Here is a 23020-nt window from a genome sequence, read left to right on the forward strand (position 1 = left end):
GCTCAAGCTAGCACCGGGCCGATCAGGCGTTGATTCGTCGTTGATCAGTCAAGGACGCGACTGTCGAGGCCGCCGGGCGGGAGCAGGTCGGGCCGCTTGGCCCGCCGGCCGTCGCCCGACGACTGCCCCCGGACGCGGCGCAGGAGCCAGGGCCCCAGGAAACCGCCGGCCCAGCGCAGTTCCGCCCCGACGGCGCGCAGCCGCGTGGGCGCCGGCGCACCGGGCGGCAGGGGCAGCGTCCAGGCTTCGTCACTGCCCGGCAGGCCGAACGCGTGCGCGACCGCGGCGGCGATCCGCGCGTGGCCGAGCGGGCTCGCGTGCAGCCGGTCCGCACTCCACAGCCGGGGGTCCGTCACCACCTCGTGGGCGGACATGTCCGCGATGACCACTCCGTGGCGTCCGGCCGCTTCCCGGATACGGGAGTTGAGGGCGAGGACCCGGCCGCCGAGCGGCCGGGCCAGCGGGCTGATCCGGCCGACGTCGGGAAAGGTGACCGTGGCGACGCGGGCGCCCTGTCCGGTCAGCGCGGCGAACATCGCCTCCAGGTGTCCGCCCGCCTCGTCCGCGTCGAAGCGGGGCCGCAGCAGGTCGTTCATCCCGGCGACGACGGTGGCCACGTCGGGCCGCAGGGCGAGGGCCGCCGGGAGCTGCTCGGCGCGCACCTGTCCGGCGAGGCGTCCGCGGACGGCGAGATTGGCGTAGAGGACGTCCGGGGAACCCTTGGCCAGCTCCTCCGCGAACCGGTCGGCGCACCCGCGCAGCCCTGTCACGTCGTCGCCGTCGCCGAGCCCCTCGGTCTGGCTGTCGCCCAGGGCGACGTACCGCAGATATCCGCTTCCACCGTCGGACATGGGATGCCCCTTTCGCCGTGCCCGCCACTACCCCACTACCCCACTACCCCACTAATACCCTATTCACTTTGTTGGCTATGACAAGGGGCGGTTCAGGTAGCGGCCGGAGACGAGCTACAGGCCGGCGATGGCGTTCCAGCGCTTCGCGAACTCCGTACGCTCCTTCGACGTGATGTCGCGGGCGATCGCGAGCCGCTCGCGCATGGCGCCGTCGGGGAAGACGAGCGGATCCTCGGCGAGGGCCGCGGTCTCCTCGTCCTTGGCGGAGGCGAGGACGTCCTGGGCGGCCGGGACGGGACAGACGTAGTTGACCCAGGCGGCGAGTTCGGCGGCCACGGCGGGCTCGTAGTAGTAGTCGACCAGTTCCTCCGCGTTGGCCTTGTGGCGGGCGAGGTTCGGGATCATCAAGGACTCGGACCACAGCTCGGCGCCCTCCTCCGGCACGACGAACTCGATGTCGGGATCGTCGGCCTGGAGCTGGATCACGTCACCGCTGTACGCCTGGCAGGCCAGTACGTCGCCGCTCGACAGGTCCTTGATGTAGTCGTTGCCGGTGAAGCGGCGGATGTGACGCGCGCGGACGAGCTCGTCGACCTGGTCGCACATCGTGTGGAAGTCGTCCGCGGTCCACCGGGTGATGTCGACGCCGTTGCCCTGCATGAGCAGCGCGAACGCCTCGTCGAGCCCCGACAGCAGCGTGACCCGGCCCTTGAGATCGTCGGCCCACAGCTCGGACACGTGCCGGATCTCCCGGCCCAGCCTGCGCCGGTTGTACGCGATACCGGTGATCCCCGACTGCCACGGCACGGTGGAGCGGCGTCCCGGGTCGAAGGCCGGGGACCGCAGTTGCGGATCGAGGTATCTGGTGATGTTCGGCTGCCGGGAGCGGTCCATCTCCTGGACCCAGCCGAGGCGGACGAACCGCGCGCACATCCAGTCGCTGATGACGATCAGGTCCCGGCCGGTCTCCTGGTGGTTCATCAGGGACGGGCTGACCTTGCCGAAGAACTCGTCGTTGTCGTTGATCTCCTCGGTGTACGTGACCGCGATCCCGGTGCGCTTCTCGAAGGCGTCCAGGGTCGGGCGCCGCGACTCGTCCTCGTCGTCCGTGTCGATGTACAGCGGCCAGTTCGCCCAGGTCAGACGCTTCTCCGTGGCCGACAGATCGCTTCTTCGCCGGTCTTTCGGGGCGACGTACGCGGCCGGTACGCCGCAGCCCGCGGTGAGCGCCACGGCCGCGCCCGTGCCGAGGGTGCGCAGCAGGTTGCGGCGGGACATGGGGGTTCTCGGGGTCGGGTGGCTCCGGTTCGCTGGCACGTCCGCAGCATGCCGGGCCCTCCGGCGGGCGGGCAATGGACGTTGCGTCCAGCAGTCCGCCTCCCGGACGACAGGGTGTCGCCCCCGCCGCCCCTACCCGTTCCCGTCCACGACTCGGGGGCCAGCCCCCGAACCCCCGGTCCTCAAACGCCGGACGGGCTGATTTTCAGCCCGTCCGGCGTTTGAGGACACAGTGACGGGAACGGGTAGGGGCGGCGGGGGCGGAAACACCACCTCCACCCACAACCCCCCTCCCCGCGCCCGCGCCTCCACCACACCCCCGTGCGCCCCCACGATCGCCGCCACGATCGACAACCCCAGCCCCGCCCCCTCCCGGGCACGGCCCCGCACCCGCTCCACCCCCAACCTCCGAAACGGTTCGAACAACACCCCCACCTGGTCGACCGGCACCACCGGACCGCTGTTCGCGATCCGCAGAGACGCCCGCCCGTCCACGACCCCGGTCCAGACGGTGACCCAACCCCCCTCCCCCTCGGGCAGGTTGTGGCGGACGGCGTTCTCCAGCAGATTGCTCACCAGCCGTCCGACCAGCTGCGGGTCCCCGACGAGCGGCGCGGAGGTCAACTCCGCGTCCACCCGGGGCCGAAGCCCGGTCCGGGTCCCGGTCCCGGTATCGGTATCGGTATCGGTATCGGTCCCGGCCCCGGCCCCGCCTTCGGGCGGCAGCAGCTCCCCCGCCAGCACCGCGAGATCCACCGACTCCCGCTCGGGCTCGGCCCGTTGCCCCCGCGCCAGCATGAGCAGCGCCTCGATCAGCCGCTCCTGCTCCTGCCCGGCGGCCCGTACACGGAGGCAGGCCGCCCGCAGGGACGCGGCGTCGGCGCGCGGGTCGGCCAGCGCCACGTCGACGACGGCCTGCTGAAGGGTGAGCGGGGTACGCAGCTCGTGCGACGCGTTGGCCACGAACCGCCGCTGCGCCTCGAAGGCGCCCTCCAGCCGGGCGAGCAGATCGTCGAAGGTGTCGGCGAGGTCCTTGAGTTCGTCGTCGGGGCCGGCCACGGCGAGGCGCCGGTGCAGATCGTCCGCGGAGATCCGCCGGGCCGCGGCCGCCATGTCCCGCAGGGGCGCGAGAACCCGCCCGGCGACCAGCCATCCCAGGATCAGCGAGGCGATCACCATGACGCCGAGCGCGATCCCCGACTCGATGAGCAACTGGTGGAGCTGGTCGTCGCGCTGGACGGCCAGCCGCTCGCGCACATAGCTCTCGACCACCGCCGCCCCCGGTTTCATGACGGGCCCGGAGCCCGCGTCCCCCGTGTCGGCGTCCCCCGGTGCCGGCCGCCCGCCCGACCCCGACCCGGACACGGCCAGCGACTGGTCGTCGGCCACGAGCGCGTACGTGAGCGCCAGCAGCACCGCCCCCGTCACCACGAACAGCCCGCCGTAGAGCAGCGTCAGCCGCCACCGGACGCTCTGCGGCCTCCGTCCCCTCCGCACCCCCGGGAACGCGAACCACCCGCGCACCGAGCCCGTACCGCTCGCTCCACCCACGCCACCCATGCCACCCACACCGCTCACACCCGGTACCCAGCCTGCGCCACCGTCTCGATCAGCGGTGGGTCGCCGAGCTTGCGCCGCAGCCTGCTGACCGTCACCTTCACGGTCTGGGTGAAGGGGTCGGCCGCCTCGTCCCAGCCGCGCTCCAGCAGTTCCTCGGCGGAGACGACGGCCCCGCCGGCCGCCATCAGCAGCTCCAGGACCGCGAACTCCTTCGGGCTGAGCGGCAGTTGCCGCCCCTCGCGGGACGCCTCCCGGCGGGCGGGGTCGAGCCGCAGGCCGCCGCGGACCAGAACCGGCGGCAACGCGGGCTGCGCGCGCCGCCCCAGGGCCCGTATCCGCGCGACGAGTTCGGTGAAGGCGAAGGGCTTCGGCAGGTAGTCGTCGGCGCCCATCCCGAGCCCCGCGACCCGGTCGGCGACCGTGCCGGACGCGGTCAGCATCAGTACCCGCGCCCGGCTGCCCCCCTCGGCCAGGGCCCGGCAGACCCGGTCACCGTGCAGTCCGGGCAGGTCACGGTCGAGCACGACGACGTCGTATCCGTTGACCGTGGCCCGCTCCAGCGCCGCATGGCCGTCCAGTGCGAGATCGACGGCCATCCCCTCCCTGCGCAGTCCCGCCGCGACGGTCTCGGCGAGCTCCTCGTGGTCCTCGACCACCAATACGCGCATCGGCATCTCCGGCTGCGTCTCCGGCTGTTGCGAACCCTGCGGCCAGCGTGCCCGCCGGGCGGTAACAGGGTGGTAAGAGCGCCCGTTCCCGTGCCGTAACCGCCCGCGCGCTGAGGTGTTCCCGACCGGGGACCGACGTCCCCGCGACAGCCGACGCAGCAGGAAACACCAGGGAGGACCCCATGCGAAGTGCGACGAAACGCCATCGCCGACTGGCCGCGGCCTGTGCCCTGATCAGCGCGCTCACCCTCGGCGGGGTGTACGCCGGTCAGGCCGTGGCCGCCGGATCGCCCTCGTCGTCGGACGGCGACTCGTCGTCCGGCGGCGGCTCGTCGTCCCCGAAGCCGCCGAAGGACGACGACTCGACCGATTGGAAGCGCCAGGACGAGGCGTCCCGCGCGTACACCGAGTGCATGCGCGACAACGGTCTGGAGGACTTCCCCGACATCGTCATCTGGACGGCGGACGGAGGGCGCGGGGTGAAGGTGCGGATCGACAGGGGCGAGGGTGACGGGGCGAAGCGCCCGGACCCGGCCTCGAAGGAGTTCCGCAAGGCCGCCAAGGCCTGTCAGGACATCCTCGACGACATCGGCGTCAAGCTGCCGGTCCCGCCGGGTGACCTGCCCGGGAAGGGCGGCGGCCCCTTCCCGGCCCCCGGCGGCTGCGGTGAGATCCGGCAGCACGAGAAGGGGAGCGACGGGAAGGGGAGCGGCGACCGGCGCGAGGGCGGCGAGGGCGGCGACACGGAGTCGAGCGTCGAGGGGCTCGTCCTCAGCGGCTGATCCGCGACCGCCGAGGCCCCGGGCGGACCAACTCCCGCCCGGGGCCTCGTACCGCGTACCGCGTATCCCGTACCGCCTGTCGAACGCTCAGCCGAGCGACGTCATCACGTGCTTGATCCGCGTGTAGTCGTCGAAGCCGTACCCCGACAGGTCCTTGCCGTAGCCGGAGTGCTTGAAGCCGCCGTGCGGCATCTCCGCGACCAGCGGGATGTGCGTGTTGATCCACACGCAGCCGAAGTCGAGGACCTTGGACATGCGCATCGCGCGCGCGTGGTCCTTCGTCCAGACGGAGGAGGCGAGCGCGTACTCGACGCCGTTCGCGTACTCGACGGCCTGCGCCTCGTCCGTGAAGGACTGGACGGTGATGACCGGGCCGAAGACCTCGTTCTGGACGATCTCGTCGTCCTGCTTCAGGCCGGAGACGACGGTCGGGGCGTAGAAGTAGCCCTTCTCGCCGACCCGGTGGCCGCCCGCCTCGACCTTGGCGTGCGCGGGCAGCCGCTCGATGAAGCCGGAGACCTGCTTGAGCTGGTTCGGGTTGTTGAGCGGCCCGTACAGCACGTCCTCGTCGTCCGGCTGCCCGGTCTTCGTGTCGGCGGCGGCCTTGGCGAGCGCGGCCGTGAACTCGTCGTGGATGGACTCCTGTACGAGGACGCGCGTGGCGGCCGTACAGTCCTGGCCGGCGTTGAAGAAGCCCGCCACCGAGATGTCCTCGACGGCCTTGGCGATGTCGGTGTCCTCGAAGACCACGACGGGCGCCTTGCCGCCCAGCTCCAGGTGGACCCGCTTGACGTCCTTGGCGGCGGACTCGGCGACGGAGATGCCCGCCCGCACGGAACCGGTGATGGACGCCATGGCCGGGATCCTGTGCTCGACCATCGCGCGGCCGGTGTCGCGGTCGCCGCAGATGACGTTGAAGACGCCCTCGGGGACGACCGAGCCGATGATCTCGGCGATCAGGACCGTGGAGGCCGGGGTGGTGTCGGACGGCTTGAGCACGACCGTGTTGCCCGCGGCGAGCGCCGGGGCGAACTTCCACACGGCCATCATCATCGGGTAGTTCCACGGCGCGACCTGCGCGCAGACACCGACGGGCTCACGGCGGACGATCGAGGTCAGGCCCTCCATGTACTCGCCGGCCGACCTGCCCTCCAGCATGCGTGCCGCGCCCGCGAAGAAGCGGATCTGGTCGACCATGGGCGGGATCTCCTCGGACCGGGTCAGTCCGATGGGCTTGCCCGTGTTCTCGACCTCGGCGGCGATGAGTTCTTCGGCGCGCTCCTCGAAGGCGTCCGCGATCTTCAGGAGGGCCTTCTGGCGCTCGGCGGGGGTCTGGTCGCGCCAGGCGGGGAAGGCCGCGGCGGCGGCCTCCATCGCGGCGTCGACGTCGGCCTGACCGGACAGCGGCGCGGTGGCGTACGCCTCGCCCGTCGCGGGGTTGACCACGTCCGTGGTCCGTCCATCGGCGGCATCGCGGAACTCTCCGGCGATGTAATTACGCAGTCGACGCAGCTCGGTGCTCACTGCCCGGCCCTCCTGTCGGATGTCCACAACTGATGTCCACAACGGATGTCCTACGACCGTTCTTCTACGGTCCTCCGCCCCAGGTGTCCACCACCTGAGACGCCAGGCCTCCCACCCTATTCCTCGCCCCGACGTTTTCAACACCCCCGCTGGCCCCAGAGCTGCGAAATCCGCAGAGTTGAAACACGTAAACAACGGATTTCATCGATCACACCTTGCGGAACTGTCGAGCCCTCGTGCACAGTGAGCGCGTGGCCAGTCGAAGCGCAGACCCCAGGGACCCCCGGGACTCCCGTGAGTCCAGGAGCGGCACCCCCCAGCTGGATGCCGTCTCCCTCGGCATCATCGAGCAGCTCCAGGAGGACGGCCGCCGGCCGTACGCCGCGATAGGCAAGGCCGTGGGCCTTTCCGAGGCGGCCGTGCGCCAGCGCGTCCAGAAGCTGCTCGACCAGGGCGTGATGCAGATCGTCGCCGTCACGGACCCGCTCACCGTGGGTTTCCGCAGGCAGGCGATGGTGGGCATCAACGCCGACGGCGACCTGGAACCGGTCGCGGACGCGCTGACCGCCATGCCGGAGGTCGAGTACGTGGTGATGACCGCGGGCTCCTTCGACATCCTCGCCGAGATCGTCTGCGAGGACGACGACCACCTGCTGGACGTCATCAACAAACGCATCCGGATCCTGCCCGGCGTGCGCTCCACCGAGAGCTTCGTCTACCTCAAGCTCAAGAAGCAGACCTACATGTGGGGAACCCGATAGCCGTGACTGCCAAGGACCTCAGCCGCACCGCGTACGACCACCTGTGGATGCACTTCACCCGCATGTCCTCGTACGAGAACGCGCCCGTCCCCACGATCGTCCGTGGCGAGGGGACCTACATCTACGACGACAAGGGCAAGCGCTACCTCGACGGTCTGGCCGGTCTGTTCGTGGTCCAGGCGGGCCACGGCCGCGCCGAACTGGCCGAGACGGCCGCCCGGCAGGCCCAGGAACTGGCCTTCTTCCCGATCTGGTCGTACGCCCACCCGAAGGCCGTCGAGCTGGCCGAGCGCCTCGCGCACCACGCTCCCGGCGACCTGAACAAGGTCTTCTTCACCACCGGTGGCGGCGAGGCCGTGGAGACCGCGTGGAAGCTCGCCAAGCAGTACTTCAAGCTGCAGGGCAAGCCGACCAAGTACAAGGTCATCTCGCGCGCGGTCGCCTACCACGGCACCCCGCAGGGCGCCCTGTCCATCACGGGCCTGCCCGCCCTGAAGGCCCCGTTCGAGCCGCTGGTCCCCGGCGCGCACAAGGTCCCGAACACCAACATCTACCGCGCGCCCGCGTTCCTCGACAACGGCTCCGGCGTCTCCCCCGAGGCCTTCGGCCGCTGGGCCGCCGACCAGATCGAGGAGCAGATCCTCTTCGAGGGCCCCGAGACGGTCGCCGCCGTCTTCCTGGAGCCCGTGCAGAACGCCGGCGGCTGCTTCCCGCCGCCGCCCGGCTACTTCCAGCGGGTGCGCGAGATCTGCGATCAGTACGACGTGCTGCTCGTCTCGGACGAGGTCATCTGCGCCTTCGGCCGCCTGGGCACGATGTTCGCCTGCGACAAGTTCGACTACGTACCGGACATGATCACCTGCGCCAAGGGCATGACCTCGGGCTACTCCCCGATCGGCGCCTGCATCATCTCGGACCGCCTCGCCGAGCCGTTCTACCAGGGCGACAACACCTTCCTGCACGGCTACACCTTCGGCGGTCACCCGGTGTCCGCCGCCGTGGGCCTCGCGAACCTCGACATCTTCGAGCGCGAGAAGCTCAACGAGCACGTCCTGGCGAACGAGAGCGCGTTCCTCTCCACCCTCCAGAAGCTGCACGACCTGCCGATCGTCGGCGACGTCCGCGGCAACGGCTTCTTCTACGGCATCGAGCTGGTGAAGGACAAGGCCACCAAGGAGACCTTCACGGACGAGGAGTCGGAGCGCGTGCTCTACGGCTTCGTCTCCAAGAAGCTCTTCGAGTACGGCCTCTACTGCCGCGCCGACGACCGCGGTGACCCGGTCATCCAGCTGTCGCCGCCGCTGATCTCCGACCAGTCGACGTTCGACGAGATCGAGGGGATCGTCCGCCAGGTCCTGACGGAGGCCTGGGCGAAGCTGTGAGCCGAAGCCTCCGGCCGATGCGGCCGAGCCGAACCCGCCGACTCGGCCGTCCGCTCAGCCTTTGAGCTGAACAAGTGATCAACACCGGCCCCGGTGCCGCCCGTTCGAGTGAGAATGCGGGCCCCGGGGCCGTGTGCTGTCCGGCCTCCGGGCCCCGACTCCCTAGCGTGCCCAGTGACCGATCGGCCCTGCCTTCGTTCCCCCGACCGGGGGAACCGGTGACCTTCCGAGGACGCCCGGGCAGCGCAAATCAGATCTGAAGAGGTGTACGCGATGGCGGCTCCGCCGGACAACGACGTGCTCTGGGCACGTGCCCTGCACGTCAAGCACAACGGCTCACCCGCACTCACCGGCGTCTCGATCGGGGTTCGCGCGGGCGAGATCCTCGCCGTCGGCGGACCGCGCGGCAGCGGCAAGACGACCCTCCTCCAGTGCCTGTCGGGCCAGCTCCTGGCCCAGCAGGGCGAGGTCTGGTTCAACAGCACGCCCGTCCACACCATGAGCCCGACGCACCGCGAGCGGCTGCGCCGCGACCGGTTCGGCTGGATCGACCCGGCCCCGGTCCTCGTGCCCGAGCTCACCGCCTGGGAGAACGCCGCCCTGCTCCTGATGCTGCGCGGGGTGAGCCGCCGCCGGGCCAAGACCGCCGCGCTGGAGTGGCTGGACCGCCTCGACGTCGGCGGCTGCGCCCGCAAACGCCCGTACGCCCTGCTCCGGTCGGAGGCCCAGCGGGTGGCCATCGCCCGTGCCCTGGCACCCGCGCCGAGCGTGATCTTCGCCGACGAGCCCACCGCGCCGCTGCACCGCGCCGACCGCGCCCAGGTGCTGCGGACGCTCACCGCGGCGGCCCGTTCGCACGGGATCACGGTCGTCCTGGCCACGCACGACACGGACACGGCGGCGCTCGCCGACCGCACGGTGTCGCTGCTCGACGGACGGCGCGTGAACACGGTCCATCTGCCACCGGTAGCGGAACCACCTGAGCCCGCCGGGGCGACCGGGCCCGCCGGGACGGAAGGCCGGGCCGCGTGCTCGCTCTCCGCCTAGTCCGCGGGGCCCACCCCGCCGTCCAGTTCCGCCGGCTCCTCGTCGCCGCGGCGTCCGCGGGCACCGGCTTCCTGCTCCTGTGCGCCCTGGGATACGCGCTGGGGCATCCCGAAGCGTCCACGGCGGCCGTGCTCCGGCTCGCCTGGTGCCTCGTGCCGATCGCGGCCACCGTGCACTTCGCGGTCGCCGTCGCCCGGACCGACCCGGCCACCCGCCCCCGCGCCGGACTCGCGGCGATCGGCCTGGGACCCGGTCAGCTGATGGTCCTGGCGGCCGTCTCCACCGCGGTGTCCTGCACGCTGGGCTCGATGGTCGCCCTGCTGTTCTTCCTGCACCTGCGCGGCGATCTGACGGGCCTGCCCTTCGACGGCGACGCGGCCGGCTTCCTCGCCGCGAACCAGCCACTGCCCCTGCCCGCCACGCTCACGCTGCTGGCCCTGGTACCGGTCCTCGCGTCCGCGGCCGGCGCGATCGTCCTGCGCCCGAGGGCCCAGGCCCCCACGGCAGGCGGACGCCCGGTCCGCCTTGGCGGCTTCGGCGGCTACGGCCGCTCCACGGACCGCATCGGCACAAGCACATACGGCCGCTTCGGAACCCACGCGAACGGCGACACACAGCCACCTCCGGCCCCGAAAGGGGCGCGGGGAACTGCGCGACAAGCCCCCACCGGCCCGCAGGCTCCCCACAACCCCCACACCCCCCTCCCCCCACTCCCCACCCCCACCGGCCTCCCCTGGGGCGCAGCCCTGCTGGCCGCAGGCCTCGCGGTCGAGACCTACGCGGGCAGGGGCACCCACGAAGGCCCCGCGCTCCCGGGCGGACTCACCGCAGGCCCCTTCGCCGTACTCGCCGGCTGGGCCCTCACCGCACTCGGCCTGGCCCTCGCCGGCCCCGCCCTCACCCACCTCTGCGGCAGACTCCTCCAGTCCGTACGGCCGAGCGCCCTGCGCCTGCTCGCCGGCCGCGTGCTCATGGAGGAGGCCACCCGCATCGGACGCCCGCTCGGCGTGGTGTGCGCGGTGGCGTCGGGCACGTACGCCCTGGCCCTGCTGCACACCGGCGCACGCCCCGGCATCGGCCCCCTCACCACCCTCGGCCTGCTGCTCGTCGCCGGCTGCGCCCTCGCGACGCTGCTCACCGCGGCCGTCGAGGCGAGAGACGCACGCGCCGGCACCACCGCGGCCCTGCTGCGGATCGGCGCGCCCGCCTCGACGCTGCGCGCCGCGGCCGCCCTTCGCGCCGGGACCCTGATCGCCGTCCTCACCCCGTTGACCTGGGCGATCGCGCAGCTGGCGGCCATGCCACTGGTCCGCTGACCGGGCGTACGCGGACAGCCCGATCGCATGATCCACCGCGCGGTCGAGTGCGCGTACGAAAAAAGATTCGCGCGGACCGATGACTTTCCGGCGGGCCCCCGGTCTGACCCTTCGAACAGCGACTCACCCGACGGAGGACCTCCCATGTACCAGCAGATGATCTTCGTGAACCTGGCCGTGAACGACGTGGACGTGTCCAAGAAGTTCTTCTCGGAGCTCGGCTACACGATCAACGCCCAGTTCTCGGACGAGAACACCGCGTCCGTCGTCATCAGCGACACGATCGTCGCGATGCTGCTGAACAAGCAGCGCTACGCGGACTTCACGAAGAAGGAGATCGCGGACTCGACGAAGACGAGCGAGGTGCTCCTGTGTCTGAGCGCCGAGAGCCGCGAGAAGGTCGACGAGCTGGTCGACAAGGCGATCGCCGCGGGCGGTTCGGCGAGCGGGGAGACCCAGGACCACGGTGTCATGTACGGGCGCGCCTTCGACGACCCGGACGGCCACACCTGGGAGGTCATGTGGATGGACCCGTCCGTCGTCCAGGGCTGACTCCCCCGCCCACGCTCCCGTCCGCGCCCGCGCCCGAAGGCGTCACGGCCGAACGGGCCGCGTTCGAACAGCCCGTGCTTACATGGGCGGGTGCAGACGAGCCCCGCCCATGTGGCCCATCACAACGACCGTGAGATCGAGACGCTGGAGGAGTTCGACGCGACCGTCTCGGCCCGCGGCACCCTCGCCGGATTCCGTGTCCAGGCCGTCGACCTGACGGACCGTACGAAAGAGCTGCTCGCCAGCGACACCGCGGGCGCCGTCTTCCTGGGCTGCCCGATGCGGGAGAACGCGGCGGCGAAGATCCGGGCCGACGGCGCGCTGGTCTTCCCGCCCCTGCCCGGTGTGCCGTTCGACCCGTACCGCGGTCATCTCTACACGCCCGACGAGCTGTTCGGCTCCCTCGACAAGAGCTACGAGGCGACGCCGGACGCCGTCGCGTACGACTGGTTCCAGCGGACCCGGGCCGACGGTGACGTCTACGCGTCGATGCTGCGCTCGGTCCACGACGACGCCGTCTCCGACGCCCTCGACGAACTCCTGCGCGGGGCGCGCGTGGTGGGCGTGATGGGCGGCCACGCGATCGCGCGCGGCACCGAGGCGTACGGGAGCGCGGCCCGGCTGGGGCGCGCGCTCGCCCGCGCCGGGTTCACGGTGGCGACCGGCGGCGGCCCCGGCGCGATGGAGGCGGCCAACCTCGGCGCGTACGCGGCCCCGTACCGCGACGGCATGCTGGACGAGGCGTGCGAACTCCTCGGGAAGGCACCGTCGTTCGTGCCGTCGGTGACCGACTGGGCGCGCGCCGCCTTCGAGGTGCGCGAGCGCTGGCCGAAAGGCAACGCCTCCGTCGGCATCCCCACCTGGTTCTACGGGCACGAGCCGCCGAACGCCTTCGCCTCCCACATAGCCAAGTACTTCGCCAACGCCACCCGCGAGGACGGCCTGCTGGCCCGCTCGAACGCGGGCGTGGTCTTCCTGCCCGGCGCCGCCGGGACGGTCCAGGAGATCTTCGACAACACGACCCCCAACTACTACGAGTCGCGCGGCGAACCCACCCCCATGGTCCTGGTGGACCGCGCCCACTGGACGCAGCGGCTGCCGGCCTGGCCGCTCCTCCAAGCCCTCGCCCGCGACCGCTCGATGGAGTCCCGCATCGCGCTGGTGGACCGGATCGAGGAGGCTCCGGAAGCGCTCGACCGCCTGTCGCGTGTAAATGAAACCTAAAAGCCAAGGGGCAAGACGGACACACGGATTGACAACCGGAGACGGTGCCCAATAAACCTGTGAGGCGTCTGGGATTGCTGTTTCGCAGTAGCTCCCATCAACCCCCCTCATTTTGTGCATCCCGTGAAGGGCAATCGTGTCCATATCTCGCCGTACCGCACGTTCTGTGCGCATTCTCGGAGTTGCCTCCGCCTCGGCCGCGCTCACGCTCGGTCTCGCCGGCAACGCGCTCGCCTGCAACATCAGCGAGTTCTCGGCCGTCGCCAAGTGCGACGGCACGAAGGGCATCATCAGCGTCACCGACAAGGACCCGTCGGGCGTCAAGGCCACGGTCAGTGTCTTCCTCCAGTCGAACGGTGCCGACGCGAAGCTCGTCGGTGAGCAGGAGGTCAAGGGCACGCGCGAGGGCGTGACCATCGACTTCGCCGAGGACTGGAAGCCGAACGCGACGTACCGCGTGCACGTCAAGGCCGGCAACCAGGTCGACGAGGACATCAAGGAGAACCTCGTCACCCCGTCCGAGGGCTGCGAGTCCCCGGAGACCACGCCTCCGGCGACCCCGAAGCCCTCGGAGAAGCCCTCCGAGCCGGCCGAGGAACCGTCGGAGCCCGCCGAGTCCCCGGAGCCGTCCGAGTCGGAGACCACTCCGGCCGCGTCGACCGGTGACAACGCGCCGTCCCCCGCGGGCGACTCGAACCTCGCCGAGACCGGTTCCAGCTCCAACACCGGTGCGATCGCCGGCATCGCGGCCGCGCTCGTGGCGGCCGGCGCCGGCGTGATGTTCGCGCTCCGCCGCCGAGGCGCAGCCAAGACCCGCTGACCCAGCAGGTCACAGCACACCCAGTAGTGGCCCGCCCCCTCACAAGCTCAGAGGGGGCGGGCCACTCCTGCGTCCGGAACCACGGGGGAGGCCCTCCCAGGGGCGCGGGGAACTGCGCGGTCCTTCGCCTTCAGAGGCACGCGGACCGGCACACCCACCAGGGGCGCGGGGAACGGCGCAGTCTTTCGTCTTCCAGGGGCGCGGGGAACGGCGCAGTCCTTCGCCTTTCAGGGGCGCGGGGAACTGCGCGACCAGCCCCCACCGACCCGCGGATCAAGCCCTCCCGCACCGCGGAACGCCCCACGCGCTCATCTACGCACCCTCCACGCGCCGGACGTCCAAGGGCGGCGGGGCCACCGTCCGCGGCCCCCACAACCCCCACCAAGCCCCCGACGGGCACATCCTGAGCCGCACCCGAGCGCCGCCACGGACCGTGCGTCAGGGGCCCTGAGTCCCTCCGAGCACGACAACGTCGGCCGCGTCAAAGGCCACCCCGACCTCCTCCCCCACCCCCGGCGCATCCCGCAACGCACACGCCGCCTCGATCCGCGGCGCCCCCTCGGGCTGCAGCCGCACGGCAACGTGCGTACCCCGGAACGTCCGCGCGGCCACAGCGCACCGCAGCCCCTCCGCGGCCGGTACGAGCCGTACACCCGCGGGCCTGACGAGCAGCGTGACCTCGCCCTGCGAAGTACCCGAGGGCACCGGCAGCTTGCCCCAGGGGGTGTCCGCGACGTCCCCGGAGACGACCGCCCCGGTCACGTTCTCGAAGCCGAGGAAGCGGGCCACGAACGCGTCGGCCGGACGCTGCCAGACCTCAAGCGGCGTACCCGACTGGGCGATCCGCCCGTCCCGCATCACGACGACCCGGTCGGCGAGCGCGAAGGCCTCGCCCTGGTCGTGGGTGACCGCGAGCACGGTGGTGCCCAACTCGCCGAAGAGTTCGCGCAGTTCGACCACGAGCCGTTCACGCAGCGAGCGGTCCAGCTGGCCGAGCGGTTCGTCGAGCATGAGCAGCCGGGGCCGGGGAGCCAGCGCACGGGCGAGCGCGACCCGCTGCTGTTCGCCCCCGGAGAGGGAGGCGACGGCCCGCCCCTGCGCGCCCGGCAGCCCCACGAGCGCCAGCAACTCCCCCACCCGCAGCGCCTGCTGTCGCTTCGACTCCCCGTGCATCCGCGGCCCGAAGGCAACGTTTCCGGCCACATCGCGCTGCGGGAACAGCTGATGGTCCTGGAACATCAGGCCGACCCCCCGCTTGTGCGCGGGCACCCCGTCGAGGTCGCGGCCGTCCAGGAAGACCCGCCCGGCGTCGAGCCGCTGGAGCCCCGCGACGGCCCTCAGCAGCGTCGACTTGCCGCTGCCGCTGGGCCCGAGGACGCACACGGTCTCGTGCTCGGCGACATCGAGTCCGACGTCGTCGAGCACGGCCCGCCCCCCGAACCGCACGGTCGCCCCATCGAGCTTGAGCATCGTCAGAACTCTCCCGTCCGGTCGGAGCGAAGGTCGGTGCGAAGGCGTTCGAGGACCAGCAGCGCCACCGCGCACACCAGCATCAAGAGGGTCGACAGGGCCATGGCCTGCCCGTAGTTGAGGTCGCCGGCCCGTCCGAGCAGCCGTGCCACGGCGACCGGCAGCGTCGGGTTGTCGGGCCGTGCGATGAAGACGGTCGCGCCGAACTCGCCCAGCGACACCGCGAAGGCGAACCCCGCCGCGATCAGCAGCGCCCGCCGCACCATCGGCAGATCGACCTCGCGCCACACCCGCCAGGGCGAGGCCCCGAGCACCGCGGCGGCCTCGCGCAGCCGTCCGTCCACCGCGCGCAGCACCGGCAGCATGGTCCGTACGACGAAGGGGACGCCCACCAGCGCCTGCGCGAGCGGCACCAGGATCCAGGTGCTCCGCAGATCCAGCGGCGGCTCGTCGAGGGCGATGAGGAAGCCGAAGCCGACGGTCACGGCGGAGACGCCGAGCGGCAGCATGAGCAGCGCGTCGAAGCCGCGGACGAGACGGCCGAGCCGTCCGGTGTCCCGCCGGGTGAGGGCCGCGGCCGCGAGTCCGCCGATCAGCAGGGCGATGGCGGTGGCGGCGAGGGCGTACCGCAGCGAGTTGCCGACGGCGTCGATGGGCGGGACGAGGAAGAGGCTGCCCTCGTTGCGGGTGAGCGCCTTGTAGTAGCCGAAGCCGGGGGCGTCGAGCGAGCGCTCGACCAGGACGGCGAGCGGCAGGACGAGCAGGACGGCGATGGAGCCGAGGACACCCGCGAGCAGCGCCCACTGCCCCGCCCCGCGCGGCCGGCGCGCGGTCGCGCCGGCGTCCACCAGCCTCAGGGCCGTCTCGCGCCGCCGTACGGTCCGGGCGTGGACGGCGAGGATCGCGCCCACCGCGACGAACTGGACGAGGGTCAGCACGGCGGCCGTGGAGAGGTCGAAGATCTCCGAGGTCTGCCGGTAGATCTCGACTTCGAGGGTGGAGAAGGTGGGGCCACCGAGGATCTGCACGACACCGAAGGAGGTGAAGGTGAAGAGGAACACCATGAGCGCGGCGGCGGCCACGGCCGGGCCGAGCGCCGGGAGCGTCACCCTGCGCCAGGCCGCGAACCGGGAGGCGCCGAGCATCCGCGCGGCCTCCTCCTGCCGCGGGTCGAGCTGCGACCAGAGGCCGCCGACCGTGCGGACGACGACCGCGTAGTTGAAGAAGACGTGCGCGAGCAGGATGGCCCACACGGTGGTGTCCAGGCGTACGCCCCACAGCTCGTCCAGCAGCCCGCCGCGGCCGAGCAGGGCCAGGAAGGCCGTGCCCACGACGACCGTCGGCAGCACGAACGGCACGGTGACGACGGCCCGCAGGATCTGCTTGCCCCTGAACTCGAAGCGCGCGAAGACGTACGCGCCGGGGAGCGCGATCAGCAGGGTGAGCGCGGTCGAGGCGAGCGCCTGCCAGGTGGTGAACCACAGGACGTGCCGGATGTCGGACTGTCCGAGCACGTCCGCGATCCGCCCGAACCGCCAGACCCCGTCGACCTTCAGCCCGCGGACGGTGATCGCGACGACCGGATAGGCGAAGAAGACCCCGAAGAACGCGACGGGCACGACCATGAGCCCGAGCCGTGCCACGCTCCCCCGGTGCGGAGACCGCGGAGACCGGGGGCGCGCGCGGGGCTCTACTTCAGTACGAGCGAGGTCCATGACTTGACCCACTCGTCACGGTTGTCGGCGATCCTGGCGGGGTCCAGGGTCTCGGGGTTCGCGGCGGCGGGACCGTACTGCGTGAACGCGTCGGGCACCTTGGCGCCCTCGATCACCGGGTAGACGAACATGTTGAGCGGCATGTCCTCCTGGAACCGCTTGCCGATCAGGAAGTCGATGAGCGCCTTGCCGCCCTTGCTGTTCTTCGCGTTGCTCAGCAGGCCCGCGTACTCGACCTGGCGGAAGCAGGTGCCGTCCGCGACACCCGTCGGGGCGGTCTTGGGCTTGGGGTCGGCGTAGATGACCTCGGCGGGCGGCGAGGAGGCGTACGAGACGACGAGCGGCCTGTCGCCCTTGGCCTTCTTGCCACCGGCGGATCCGGAGAACTCCTCGTTGTAGGCCTGCTCCCAGCCGTCGACGACCTTCACGCCGTTGGCCTTGAGTTTCTTCCAGTAGCCCTCCCAGCCGTCGTCGCCGTACTCGGCGGCGGTGCCGAGGAGGAAGCCGAGGCCGGGCGAGGAGGTCGAGGCGTTCTCGGTGACGAGCAGATCCTTGTACGCGGGCTTGATCAGATCGTCGAAGGACGTCGGCACGGCCAGCTCGTGCTCGCTGAACCAGGCCTTGTCGTAGTTGACGCAGATGTCTCCGGAGTCGATGGGCGTGACCCGGTGCTTGTCCTGGTCGACCCGGTACCGCGCCTGGATGCCGTCGGCGCCCTTGGCCTCGTACGACTGGAACAGTCCGTTGTCGAGCGCGCGGGAGAGCAGGGTGTTGTCGACGCCGAAGAAGACGTCTCCCTGCGGGTTGTCCTTGGTGAGGATCGCCTTGTTGACGGCCTGCCCGGCGTCGCCGTCCTTGAGGACCCGGACCTTGTACCCGGACTCCTTCTCGAACGCCTTCAGTACGTCCTTGGTGTAGGCGAAGGAGTCATGGCTGACGAGGGTGACGGTCTTGGACCCGGAGCCCCCGTCGCCGTCCCCGGAGTCGGACGACCCGCACCCGCTGAGCGCGGCGAGGCCGAGACCGCCGGCCGCGACCACGGCGGTGATCCTGAAGATGCTGCTCTTGTTGCTCTTGTTGCTCACTCGATTCCTCCTGGGTTGACCAGGAAGAGACGCGGCCCTGCCCGGGACCGCGAACGGACCCCGGGCAGGGCGCAACAGCTTGAGTAGTGACCGAACTTCCTACCCAGAATGACCTGGGCGAGGTTCAGAGGGTCTGCGGGCTGTCCCGCACTCTCAGCGCTGTGGCGCTCCCCTGTCGGAATATGAAGATGTCGTCGTACGAAGTTGCCGTCGTACGACGGTGCAGTCGTACAACGGTGCAGTCGTACGAAATATCCGTACGCCCCGCCAGACTACCGCTCGGTGGCCGCGAGCTGCCCGCACGCCCCGTCGATCTCCTGACCACGGGTGTCCCGGACCGTGACCGGCACCCCATGGGCGGCGATCGCCTCGACGAACGCCTTCTCGTCCTCGGGCCGTGAGGCGGTCCACTTGGAGCCGGGCGTCGGGTTCAGCGGGATCAGGTTCACATGCACCGGCTTGCCCTTGAGCATCCGCCCGAGCCGGTCACCGCGCCACGCCTGGTCGTTGATGTCCCGGATGAGCGCGTACTCGATGGAGAGCCGGCGCCCCGACCTGGCCGCGTACTCCCAGCCCGCGTCCAGCACCTCCCGCACCTTCCACCGCGTGTTGACCGGTACGAGGGTGTCGCGCAGCTCGTCGTCCGGTGCGTGCAGGGAGATGGCGAGACGGCACTTGAAGCCCTCGTCGGCGAACCGGTTGATGGCGGGGACGAGACCGACGGTCGAGACGGTGATCCCGCGCTGCGAGAGCCCGAGCCCGTCCGGCTCCGGGTCGGTGAGCGCCCGGATGGACTGGACGACCCGCTTGTAGTTGGCGAGCGGCTCGCCCATGCCCATGAAGACGATGTTGCTGAGCCGCGCCGGGCCGCCCGGGATCTCCCCGTCGCGCAGTGCCCGCATGCCGTCGACGATCTGGTGCACGATCTCGCCGGTCGACAGGTTCCGGTCGAGACCGGCCTGTCCCGTCGCGCAGAACGGGCAGTTCATCCCGCAGCCCGCCTGTGAGCTGATGCACATGGTGACCCGGTCCGGGTAGCGCATCAGCACGGACTCGACGAGCGTGCCGTCGAAGAGCCGCCAGAGGGTCTTGCGGGTGGTGTCGTCATCGGTGGACAGATGCCGCACGACCGTCATCAGCTCGGGCAGCAGCGCTTCCTGCAGCTTGGCGCGCGAGCCGGCAGGGATGTCGGTCCACTGCTCCGGATCGTGCGCGAACCGCGCGAAGTAGTGCTGCGAGAGCTGTTTGGCACGAAACGGCTTCTCACCGACCGCGGCGACGGCCTCTTTACGCTCGGCGGGCGTGAGATCGGCAAGGTGCCGCGGCGGCTTCTTGGCTCCGCGGGGGGCGACGAATGTGAGTTCTCCGGGCTTAGGCATGGCTGTACCAGTGTCGCAGATCGATTCGTGTGACCTGAGCCGCGAGGTTTCGGGGGCCGCTTCCACGTTTCGGAGGTCCCTTCCACCGGCCGCGTTGCCATCTAGGCCACCCTTGGACCTAGAATCGAACGCGTGTCCGATAAAGTGCCTCGCCTGGATCGCCTGCGCAGCGTCCGCGAATGGCTGGCCTGGCAGCTGCGCCGCACAGACGACACCATCGCCGAGCTCGAACGTCAGGAGGCAGCCGCTGCCCGTGCCGCGCGCACACCGCCCTTGCCCGCGTCCGCGCCCGCGCCAGCGCCCGGCTGGAAACTCGCGCTGCGAAGAGCGGGTGGCAGACCCGCCCCCGACGCCGTCCATACGAGCGACTGCGGCATGGCCGGGAAGAACACGAGACCGCTGCCCCGCGAGCAGGCGCTCCGGGCTCTCACGGAGGACGGCATCAGCGCGTGTCCCTATTGCCGGCCCGACAACGATCTGGGTGTGCTGTGAACGGCGAACGGCCGCAGGACGAGAAGCACGACGAGAAGCAGAACGAGAACACGAGCGGGACGCATGCGGCGCCCATCGTCGTGCACCGCATGACGGGCGCCCGCGGGCGCCGGGTCACCATCCACGGCCAGGTCTTCGGGCTCGCCCACAGCGACACCGACCTGGTCGAGTTCCTGCGCCGGGCGGGCCTGCCGGACGACGCCTGGGAGCTGCTGGACGACCCGCGGTGGGTGAAGTGGCAGGGCGGCCGGCCGCACGAGTACTCCCCGGCGGGCCCGGACGCCGAGGACCCCCGGCCGTGATCGGCCGGGGGTCCCTGGGTCACGCGGTGCCCGGTCCGGTCAGCCCGATCCGACGAAGAGCACCAGCAGCAGCCACACCACGGGGGCGGTGGGCAGCAGCGAGTCCAGTCGGTCCATGATCCCGCCGTGGCCCGGGAGCAGGGTGCCCATGTCCTTGATGCCCAGGTCCCGCTTGATCATCGACTCGCCGAGGTCGCCGAGCGTGGCGCTGGCCGCGACCGCGAAGCCGACGATCAGGCCCTGCCACCAGGTGCCGTCGTCGATGAGGAACTGCATGCACAGCGCGCCCGCCACCATCGCGAAGGCGACCGCACCGAGCAGGCCCTCGCGGGTCTTGCCGGGACTGATGCGGGGGGCGAGCTTGTGCGTGCCGAAGCGCCACCCGACGGCGTACGCGCCCGTGTCACTGACCACGGCCAGCAACAGGAACGTCAGGACCCGCCACGCGCCGTCGTCCGCGGTGAGCATCATCGCCACGAAGGTGGCGAGGAACGGGATGTAGAAGGCCGCGAAGACCCCCGCGGTGACGTCCTTGAGGTAGCCCTCGGGCGGTTCCGTCATCCGCCAGACCAGGACCGCGAGCGCGGTGAGCGCCATGGCGACCCAGGCGCCCTCGGGCCCTCGGACGTAGCCGGCGACGACCATCGCCGCACCGCCCAGCGCCAGCGGCACGAGCGGCGCCTTGATGTCCTTGCGCTCCGCGAGCCTCGACGTGAGCTCCCACAGACCGACGACGACGGCGACCGTTATGACACCGACGAAGACGGCCTTGACGACGAACAGCGACGCGACGATCACCACGCCGAGCCCGACCCCGACCCCTATGGCAGCGCCGAGGTCGCGGCCCGCGCTCTTCTTCTGCGGCGCGGGTGCGGGCTGTGCGGCGCTGGTCATGGGCTCCTGCTGATTCAGCGGATGCTGCGGATGCTGCGGATGCTGCGGATGCTGCGGATGCTGCGACGAAGTCTGGAACGGCGACGGCGTCGACGGGGGCGTCGTCTCGTCGCGGAACAGGGGGCCGCCCGTCCGAGCAGCCCCCCGGTCGTCATCCTGGTCTCCGCCATGCGCGGGTACGTCGGGCACGATGGGCATGGGGCGAGTCTGCTGCGCGTGGTGCGCATCGTACGCGGGACCCGCCGGGGCATCCCCCTGGACAGGCCCCTGGTCGGACGGCCCCCAGTACCCGGCTTGTGGCGGTGCCCCCCAGGAAGAGTCGTTCATCAGACTTCGAGCAGCTCTGCTTCCTTGTGCTTGAGCAGCTCGTCCACCTGCGCGACGTACTTCGCGGTGGTGTCGTCGAGCTCCTTCTCCGCACGGCGGCCCTCGTCCTCGCCGACCTCGCCGTCCTTGATCAGCTTGTCGATGCCGTCCTTGGCCTTGCGGCGTACGGAACGGATCGAGATCTTGGAGTCCTCGGCCTTGGTGCGGGCCACCTTGATGTAGTCCTTGCGGCGCTCCTCGGTGAGCTCGGGGAACACCACCCGGATGATGTTGCCGTCGTTGCTCGGGTTGACGCCGAGGTCGGAGTCGCGGATCGCCTGCTCGATGTTGCGCATCGCGCTCTTGTCGAACGGGGTCACCACGGCCATACGCGGCTCGGGCACCGAGAACGAGGCCAGCTGGTTGATCGGGGTCAACGCGCCGTAGTAGTCCGCCACGATCTTGTTGAACATCGCCGGGTGCGCACGACCGGTGCGGATCGCGGCGAAGTCCTCCTTGGCGACCACGACGGCCTTCTCCATCTTCTCCTCGGCTTCGAGGAGGGTCTCTTCGATCACCACTTGCTCCTGCGTGTCTTGAGTAGGCCCGGCTGCGGTTCCCTGGCGGTTAGGCGGCCGGCTGCGTCGCGTCTTATTCCTGAACGGTTCCCGACCGGCAGGACATTGTCCATCCCCCGGTCAGGCCCGACTGCCCTGGTCACCCACAAGCGTGCCGATCTTCTCACCCTTGACCGCCCGAGCGATATTGCCCTCGGCGAGAAGCTCGAAGACGAGGATCGGGAGCTTGTTGTCACGGCACAGCGTGATCGCGGTCATGTCGGCGACCTTGAGGTCGCGGGTGATGACCTCGCCGTAGCTGAGCGCGTCGAACTTGACCGCTCCGGGGTTGGTCTTGGGGTCGGAGTCGTAGACCCCGTCCACACCGTTCTTGCCCATCAGCAGCGCTTCGGCGTCGATCTCCAGCGCGCGCTGGGCGGCGGTGGTGTCCGTGGAGAAGTACGGCATGCCCATCCCGGCGCCGAAGATGACCACACGGCCCTTCTCCAGGTGCCGCACGGCCCGCAGCGGGATGTACGGCTCGGCGACCTGCCCCATGGTGATGGCGGTCTGCACGCGCGAGTCGATGCCCTCCTTCTCCAGGAAGTCCTGGAGGGCGAGGCAGTTCATGACGGTGCCGAGCATGCCCATGTAGTCGGAGCGGGCCCGGTCCATGCCGCGCTGCTGGAGCTCGGCTCCCCGGAAGAAGTTGCCGCCCCCGATGACGACGGCGATCTGGGCGCCACCGCGGACCACCGCGGCGATCTCCCGGGCCATCTTGTGCACCACGTCGGGGTCGACGCCGAGCGCTCCGCCACCGGCGAACGCCTCACCGGAAAGCTTCAGCAGAAAGCGGCCGGAGCCCTTGCCGGTGTCGCTCTTTTCGTCCTTGTCGGCGGCCTTGGTGGTGGTCATGGAGATCTCGCCTCTTCTACGTGTCGCACATACGGGTCGCACATACGAAGAAGGCCATTGCCGGTGGGGTGTTGTTCGCATCCCATGCGCGGCAATGGCCTCCTCGTCAGATCTGCTGTCGTCCGTTCACGCCCGCGCGT

22 protein-coding genes are annotated in these 23020 nt (G+C 70.8%); 10 read left to right on the top strand and 12 right to left on the bottom strand.

The genetic code is table 11. From position 1 onward, the window contains the following. Window positions 1-44: 44 nt before the first annotated feature. The 4 genes from J8N05_RS33570 to J8N05_RS33585 all read right to left on the bottom strand — a co-directional run bounded on the left by J8N05_RS33570 (window position 45) and on the right by J8N05_RS33585 (window position 4357). The gene (locus J8N05_RS33570) at window positions 45-851 is read right to left on the bottom strand and encodes an SGNH/GDSL hydrolase family protein (RefSeq protein ID WP_210889438.1); all 807 of its coding nucleotides are present in this window, start codon (window positions 849-851) and stop codon (window positions 45-47) included. A gap of 114 nt (window positions 852-965) precedes the next feature. After that, on the bottom strand, window positions 966-2129 hold the full coding sequence (locus J8N05_RS33575; RefSeq protein WP_210889440.1) for an ABC transporter substrate-binding protein: 1164 nt from the start codon (window positions 2127-2129) through the stop codon (window positions 966-968). Between the two features lie 132 nt (window positions 2130-2261). Next, the gene (locus tag J8N05_RS33580) at window positions 2262-3689 is read right to left on the bottom strand and encodes a sensor histidine kinase (RefSeq protein WP_210889442.1); all 1428 of its coding nucleotides are present in this window, start codon (window positions 3687-3689) and stop codon (window positions 2262-2264) included. 14 nt (window positions 3690-3703) lie between these two features. Next, a complete protein-coding gene (locus J8N05_RS33585) occupies window positions 3704-4357 on the bottom strand; it encodes a response regulator transcription factor (RefSeq protein WP_210889444.1) in 654 nt (217 codons plus the stop codon). Between the two features lie 182 nt (window positions 4358-4539). On the opposite strand from J8N05_RS33585, the gene J8N05_RS33590 reads away from it, so the two are divergent. After that, window positions 4540-5139 (top strand): hypothetical protein, encoded by a 600-nt coding sequence (locus J8N05_RS33590; RefSeq protein WP_210889446.1) that lies wholly within the window; start codon window positions 4540-4542, stop codon window positions 5137-5139. 87 nt (window positions 5140-5226) lie between these two features. Here the strand turns inward: J8N05_RS33590 and J8N05_RS33595 are convergent, their stop codons facing one another. Continuing rightward, window positions 5227-6663: a gamma-aminobutyraldehyde dehydrogenase gene (locus J8N05_RS33595; protein ID WP_210889448.1), complete on the bottom strand. Its 1437-nt coding sequence runs from the start codon at window positions 6661-6663 to the stop codon at window positions 5227-5229. 236 nt (window positions 6664-6899) lie between these two features. Here J8N05_RS33595 and J8N05_RS33600 point away from each other — a divergent pair, with 236 nt between their 5' ends. The 7 genes from J8N05_RS33600 (at window position 6900) to J8N05_RS33630 (ending at window position 13765) form a co-directional block, all read left to right on the top strand. Further along, on the top strand, window positions 6900-7424 hold the full coding sequence (locus tag J8N05_RS33600) for an Lrp/AsnC family transcriptional regulator (RefSeq protein WP_107021782.1): 525 nt from the start codon (window positions 6900-6902) through the stop codon (window positions 7422-7424). After that, window positions 7409-8806: an aspartate aminotransferase family protein gene (locus J8N05_RS33605; protein WP_210889450.1), complete on the top strand. Its 1398-nt coding sequence runs from the start codon at window positions 7409-7411 to the stop codon at window positions 8804-8806. Before J8N05_RS33600 ends, J8N05_RS33605 begins: the two co-directional genes overlap by 16 nt. 273 nt (window positions 8807-9079) lie before the next feature. After that, window positions 9080-9853 carry an ABC transporter ATP-binding protein gene (locus J8N05_RS33610; protein ID WP_210889452.1) on the top strand — a complete coding sequence of 258 codons (774 nt, stop codon included), beginning with the start codon at window positions 9080-9082 and terminating at the stop codon, window positions 9851-9853. Then, complete coding sequence (locus J8N05_RS33615) at window positions 9835-11169, top strand: hypothetical protein (RefSeq protein ID WP_210889454.1); 1335 nt, start codon at window positions 9835-9837, stop codon at window positions 11167-11169. The genes J8N05_RS33610 and J8N05_RS33615 overlap by 19 nt, the downstream gene beginning before the upstream one ends. A 144-nt stretch (window positions 11170-11313) precedes the next feature. After that, complete coding sequence (locus J8N05_RS33620; protein WP_210889456.1) at window positions 11314-11721, top strand: VOC family protein; 408 nt, start codon at window positions 11314-11316, stop codon at window positions 11719-11721. Between the two features lie 90 nt (window positions 11722-11811). Then, on the top strand, window positions 11812-12945 hold the full coding sequence (locus J8N05_RS33625) for an LOG family protein (RefSeq protein WP_210889458.1): 1134 nt from the start codon (window positions 11812-11814) through the stop codon (window positions 12943-12945). A gap of 166 nt (window positions 12946-13111) precedes the next feature. Further along, the gene (locus tag J8N05_RS33630) at window positions 13112-13765 is read left to right on the top strand and encodes an LAETG motif-containing sortase-dependent surface protein (protein ID WP_247706614.1); all 654 of its coding nucleotides are present in this window, start codon (window positions 13112-13114) and stop codon (window positions 13763-13765) included. A 438-nt stretch (window positions 13766-14203) separates the two neighbouring features. On the opposite strand, the gene J8N05_RS33635 is transcribed toward J8N05_RS33630, so the two are convergent. The 4 genes from J8N05_RS33635 to rlmN all read right to left on the bottom strand — a co-directional run bounded on the left by J8N05_RS33635 (window position 14204) and on the right by rlmN (window position 19414). Next, a complete protein-coding gene (locus tag J8N05_RS33635; RefSeq protein WP_210889462.1) occupies window positions 14204-15235 on the bottom strand; it encodes an ABC transporter ATP-binding protein in 1032 nt (343 codons plus the stop codon). A 2-nt stretch (window positions 15236-15237) separates the two neighbouring features. Next, window positions 15238-16950 (bottom strand): ABC transporter permease, encoded by a 1713-nt coding sequence (locus J8N05_RS33640; RefSeq protein WP_210889464.1) that lies wholly within the window; start codon window positions 16948-16950, stop codon window positions 15238-15240. After that, complete coding sequence (locus tag J8N05_RS33645) at window positions 16926-18035, bottom strand: thiamine ABC transporter substrate-binding protein (RefSeq protein ID WP_247706615.1); 1110 nt, start codon at window positions 18033-18035, stop codon at window positions 16926-16928. Before J8N05_RS33645 ends, J8N05_RS33640 begins: the two co-directional genes overlap by 25 nt. Before the next feature lie 272 nt (window positions 18036-18307). Next, window positions 18308-19414: a 23S rRNA (adenine(2503)-C(2))-methyltransferase RlmN gene (gene rlmN / locus J8N05_RS33650; protein WP_210889466.1), complete on the bottom strand. Its 1107-nt coding sequence runs from the start codon at window positions 19412-19414 to the stop codon at window positions 18308-18310. A gap of 132 nt (window positions 19415-19546) precedes the next feature. On the opposite strand from rlmN, the gene J8N05_RS33655 reads away from it, so the two are divergent. Together J8N05_RS33655 and J8N05_RS33660 are read left to right on the top strand one after the other, a co-directional pair. After that, window positions 19547-19906 carry a DUF6233 domain-containing protein gene (locus J8N05_RS33655; protein ID WP_210889468.1) on the top strand — a complete coding sequence of 120 codons (360 nt, stop codon included), beginning with the start codon at window positions 19547-19549 and terminating at the stop codon, window positions 19904-19906. Window positions 19907-19995: 89 nt separating this feature from the next. Next, window positions 19996-20208 carry a hypothetical protein gene (locus J8N05_RS33660; protein ID WP_210890556.1) on the top strand — a complete coding sequence of 71 codons (213 nt, stop codon included), beginning with the start codon at window positions 19996-19998 and terminating at the stop codon, window positions 20206-20208. A 39-nt stretch (window positions 20209-20247) separates the two neighbouring features. Here J8N05_RS33660 and J8N05_RS33665 read toward each other — a convergent pair whose 3' ends face one another. The 3 genes from J8N05_RS33665 to pyrH form a co-directional block, all read right to left on the bottom strand. After that, on the bottom strand, window positions 20248-21429 hold the full coding sequence (locus J8N05_RS33665) for a phosphatidate cytidylyltransferase (protein WP_210889470.1): 1182 nt from the start codon (window positions 21427-21429) through the stop codon (window positions 20248-20250). Next, entirely contained in the window at window positions 21429-21986 is a 558-nt protein-coding gene (gene frr / locus J8N05_RS33670; protein ID WP_149515371.1) for a ribosome recycling factor, read from the bottom strand. Before frr ends, J8N05_RS33665 begins: the two co-directional genes overlap by 1 nt. A gap of 120 nt (window positions 21987-22106) precedes the next feature. Next, window positions 22107-22880, bottom strand: a complete 774-nt coding sequence (gene pyrH / locus J8N05_RS33675; protein ID WP_210889471.1) for a UMP kinase — start codon at window positions 22878-22880, stop codon at window positions 22107-22109. Window positions 22881-23020 lie beyond the last annotated feature (140 nt).

Origin of the sequence: Streptomyces liliiviolaceus, from assembly GCF_018070025.1 — a bacterium.
Classification (GTDB): domain Bacteria; phylum Actinomycetota; class Actinomycetes; order Streptomycetales; family Streptomycetaceae; genus Streptomyces; species Streptomyces liliiviolaceus.

What these genes read in the sequence shown, in the direction of transcription:
- J8N05_RS33640 (WP_210889464.1), bottom strand. Translation starts at nt 16,950, where the DNA reads ATGGACCTCGCTCGTACTGAAGTAGAGCCCCGCGCGCGCCCCCGGTCT.
- J8N05_RS33665 (WP_210889470.1), bottom strand. Translation starts at nt 21,429, where the DNA reads ATGAACGACTCTTCCTGGGGGGCACCGCCACAAGCCGGGTACTGGGGG.
- J8N05_RS33620 (WP_210889456.1), top strand. Translation starts at nt 11,314, where the DNA reads ATGTACCAGCAGATGATCTTCGTGAACCTGGCCGTGAACGACGTGGAC.
- J8N05_RS33635 (WP_210889462.1), bottom strand. Translation starts at nt 15,235, where the DNA reads ATGCTCAAGCTCGATGGGGCGACCGTGCGGTTCGGGGGGCGGGCCGTG.
- J8N05_RS33590 (WP_210889446.1), top strand. Translation starts at nt 4,540, where the DNA reads ATGCGAAGTGCGACGAAACGCCATCGCCGACTGGCCGCGGCCTGTGCC.
- pyrH (WP_210889471.1), bottom strand. Translation starts at nt 22,880, where the DNA reads ATGACCACCACCAAGGCCGCCGACAAGGACGAAAAGAGCGACACCGGC.
- J8N05_RS33610 (WP_210889452.1), top strand. Translation starts at nt 9,080, where the DNA reads ATGGCGGCTCCGCCGGACAACGACGTGCTCTGGGCACGTGCCCTGCAC.
- rlmN (WP_210889466.1), bottom strand. Translation starts at nt 19,414, where the DNA reads ATGCCTAAGCCCGGAGAACTCACATTCGTCGCCCCCCGCGGAGCCAAG.
- J8N05_RS33585 (WP_210889444.1), bottom strand. Translation starts at nt 4,357, where the DNA reads ATGCGCGTATTGGTGGTCGAGGACCACGAGGAGCTCGCCGAGACCGTC.
- J8N05_RS33575 (WP_210889440.1), bottom strand. Translation starts at nt 2,129, where the DNA reads ATGTCCCGCCGCAACCTGCTGCGCACCCTCGGCACGGGCGCGGCCGTG.
- J8N05_RS33660 (WP_210890556.1), top strand. Translation starts at nt 19,996, where the DNA reads ATGACGGGCGCCCGCGGGCGCCGGGTCACCATCCACGGCCAGGTCTTC.
- J8N05_RS33570 (WP_210889438.1), bottom strand. Translation starts at nt 851, where the DNA reads ATGTCCGACGGTGGAAGCGGATATCTGCGGTACGTCGCCCTGGGCGAC.
- J8N05_RS33580 (WP_210889442.1), bottom strand. Translation starts at nt 3,689, where the DNA reads ATGGGTGGCGTGGGTGGAGCGAGCGGTACGGGCTCGGTGCGCGGGTGG.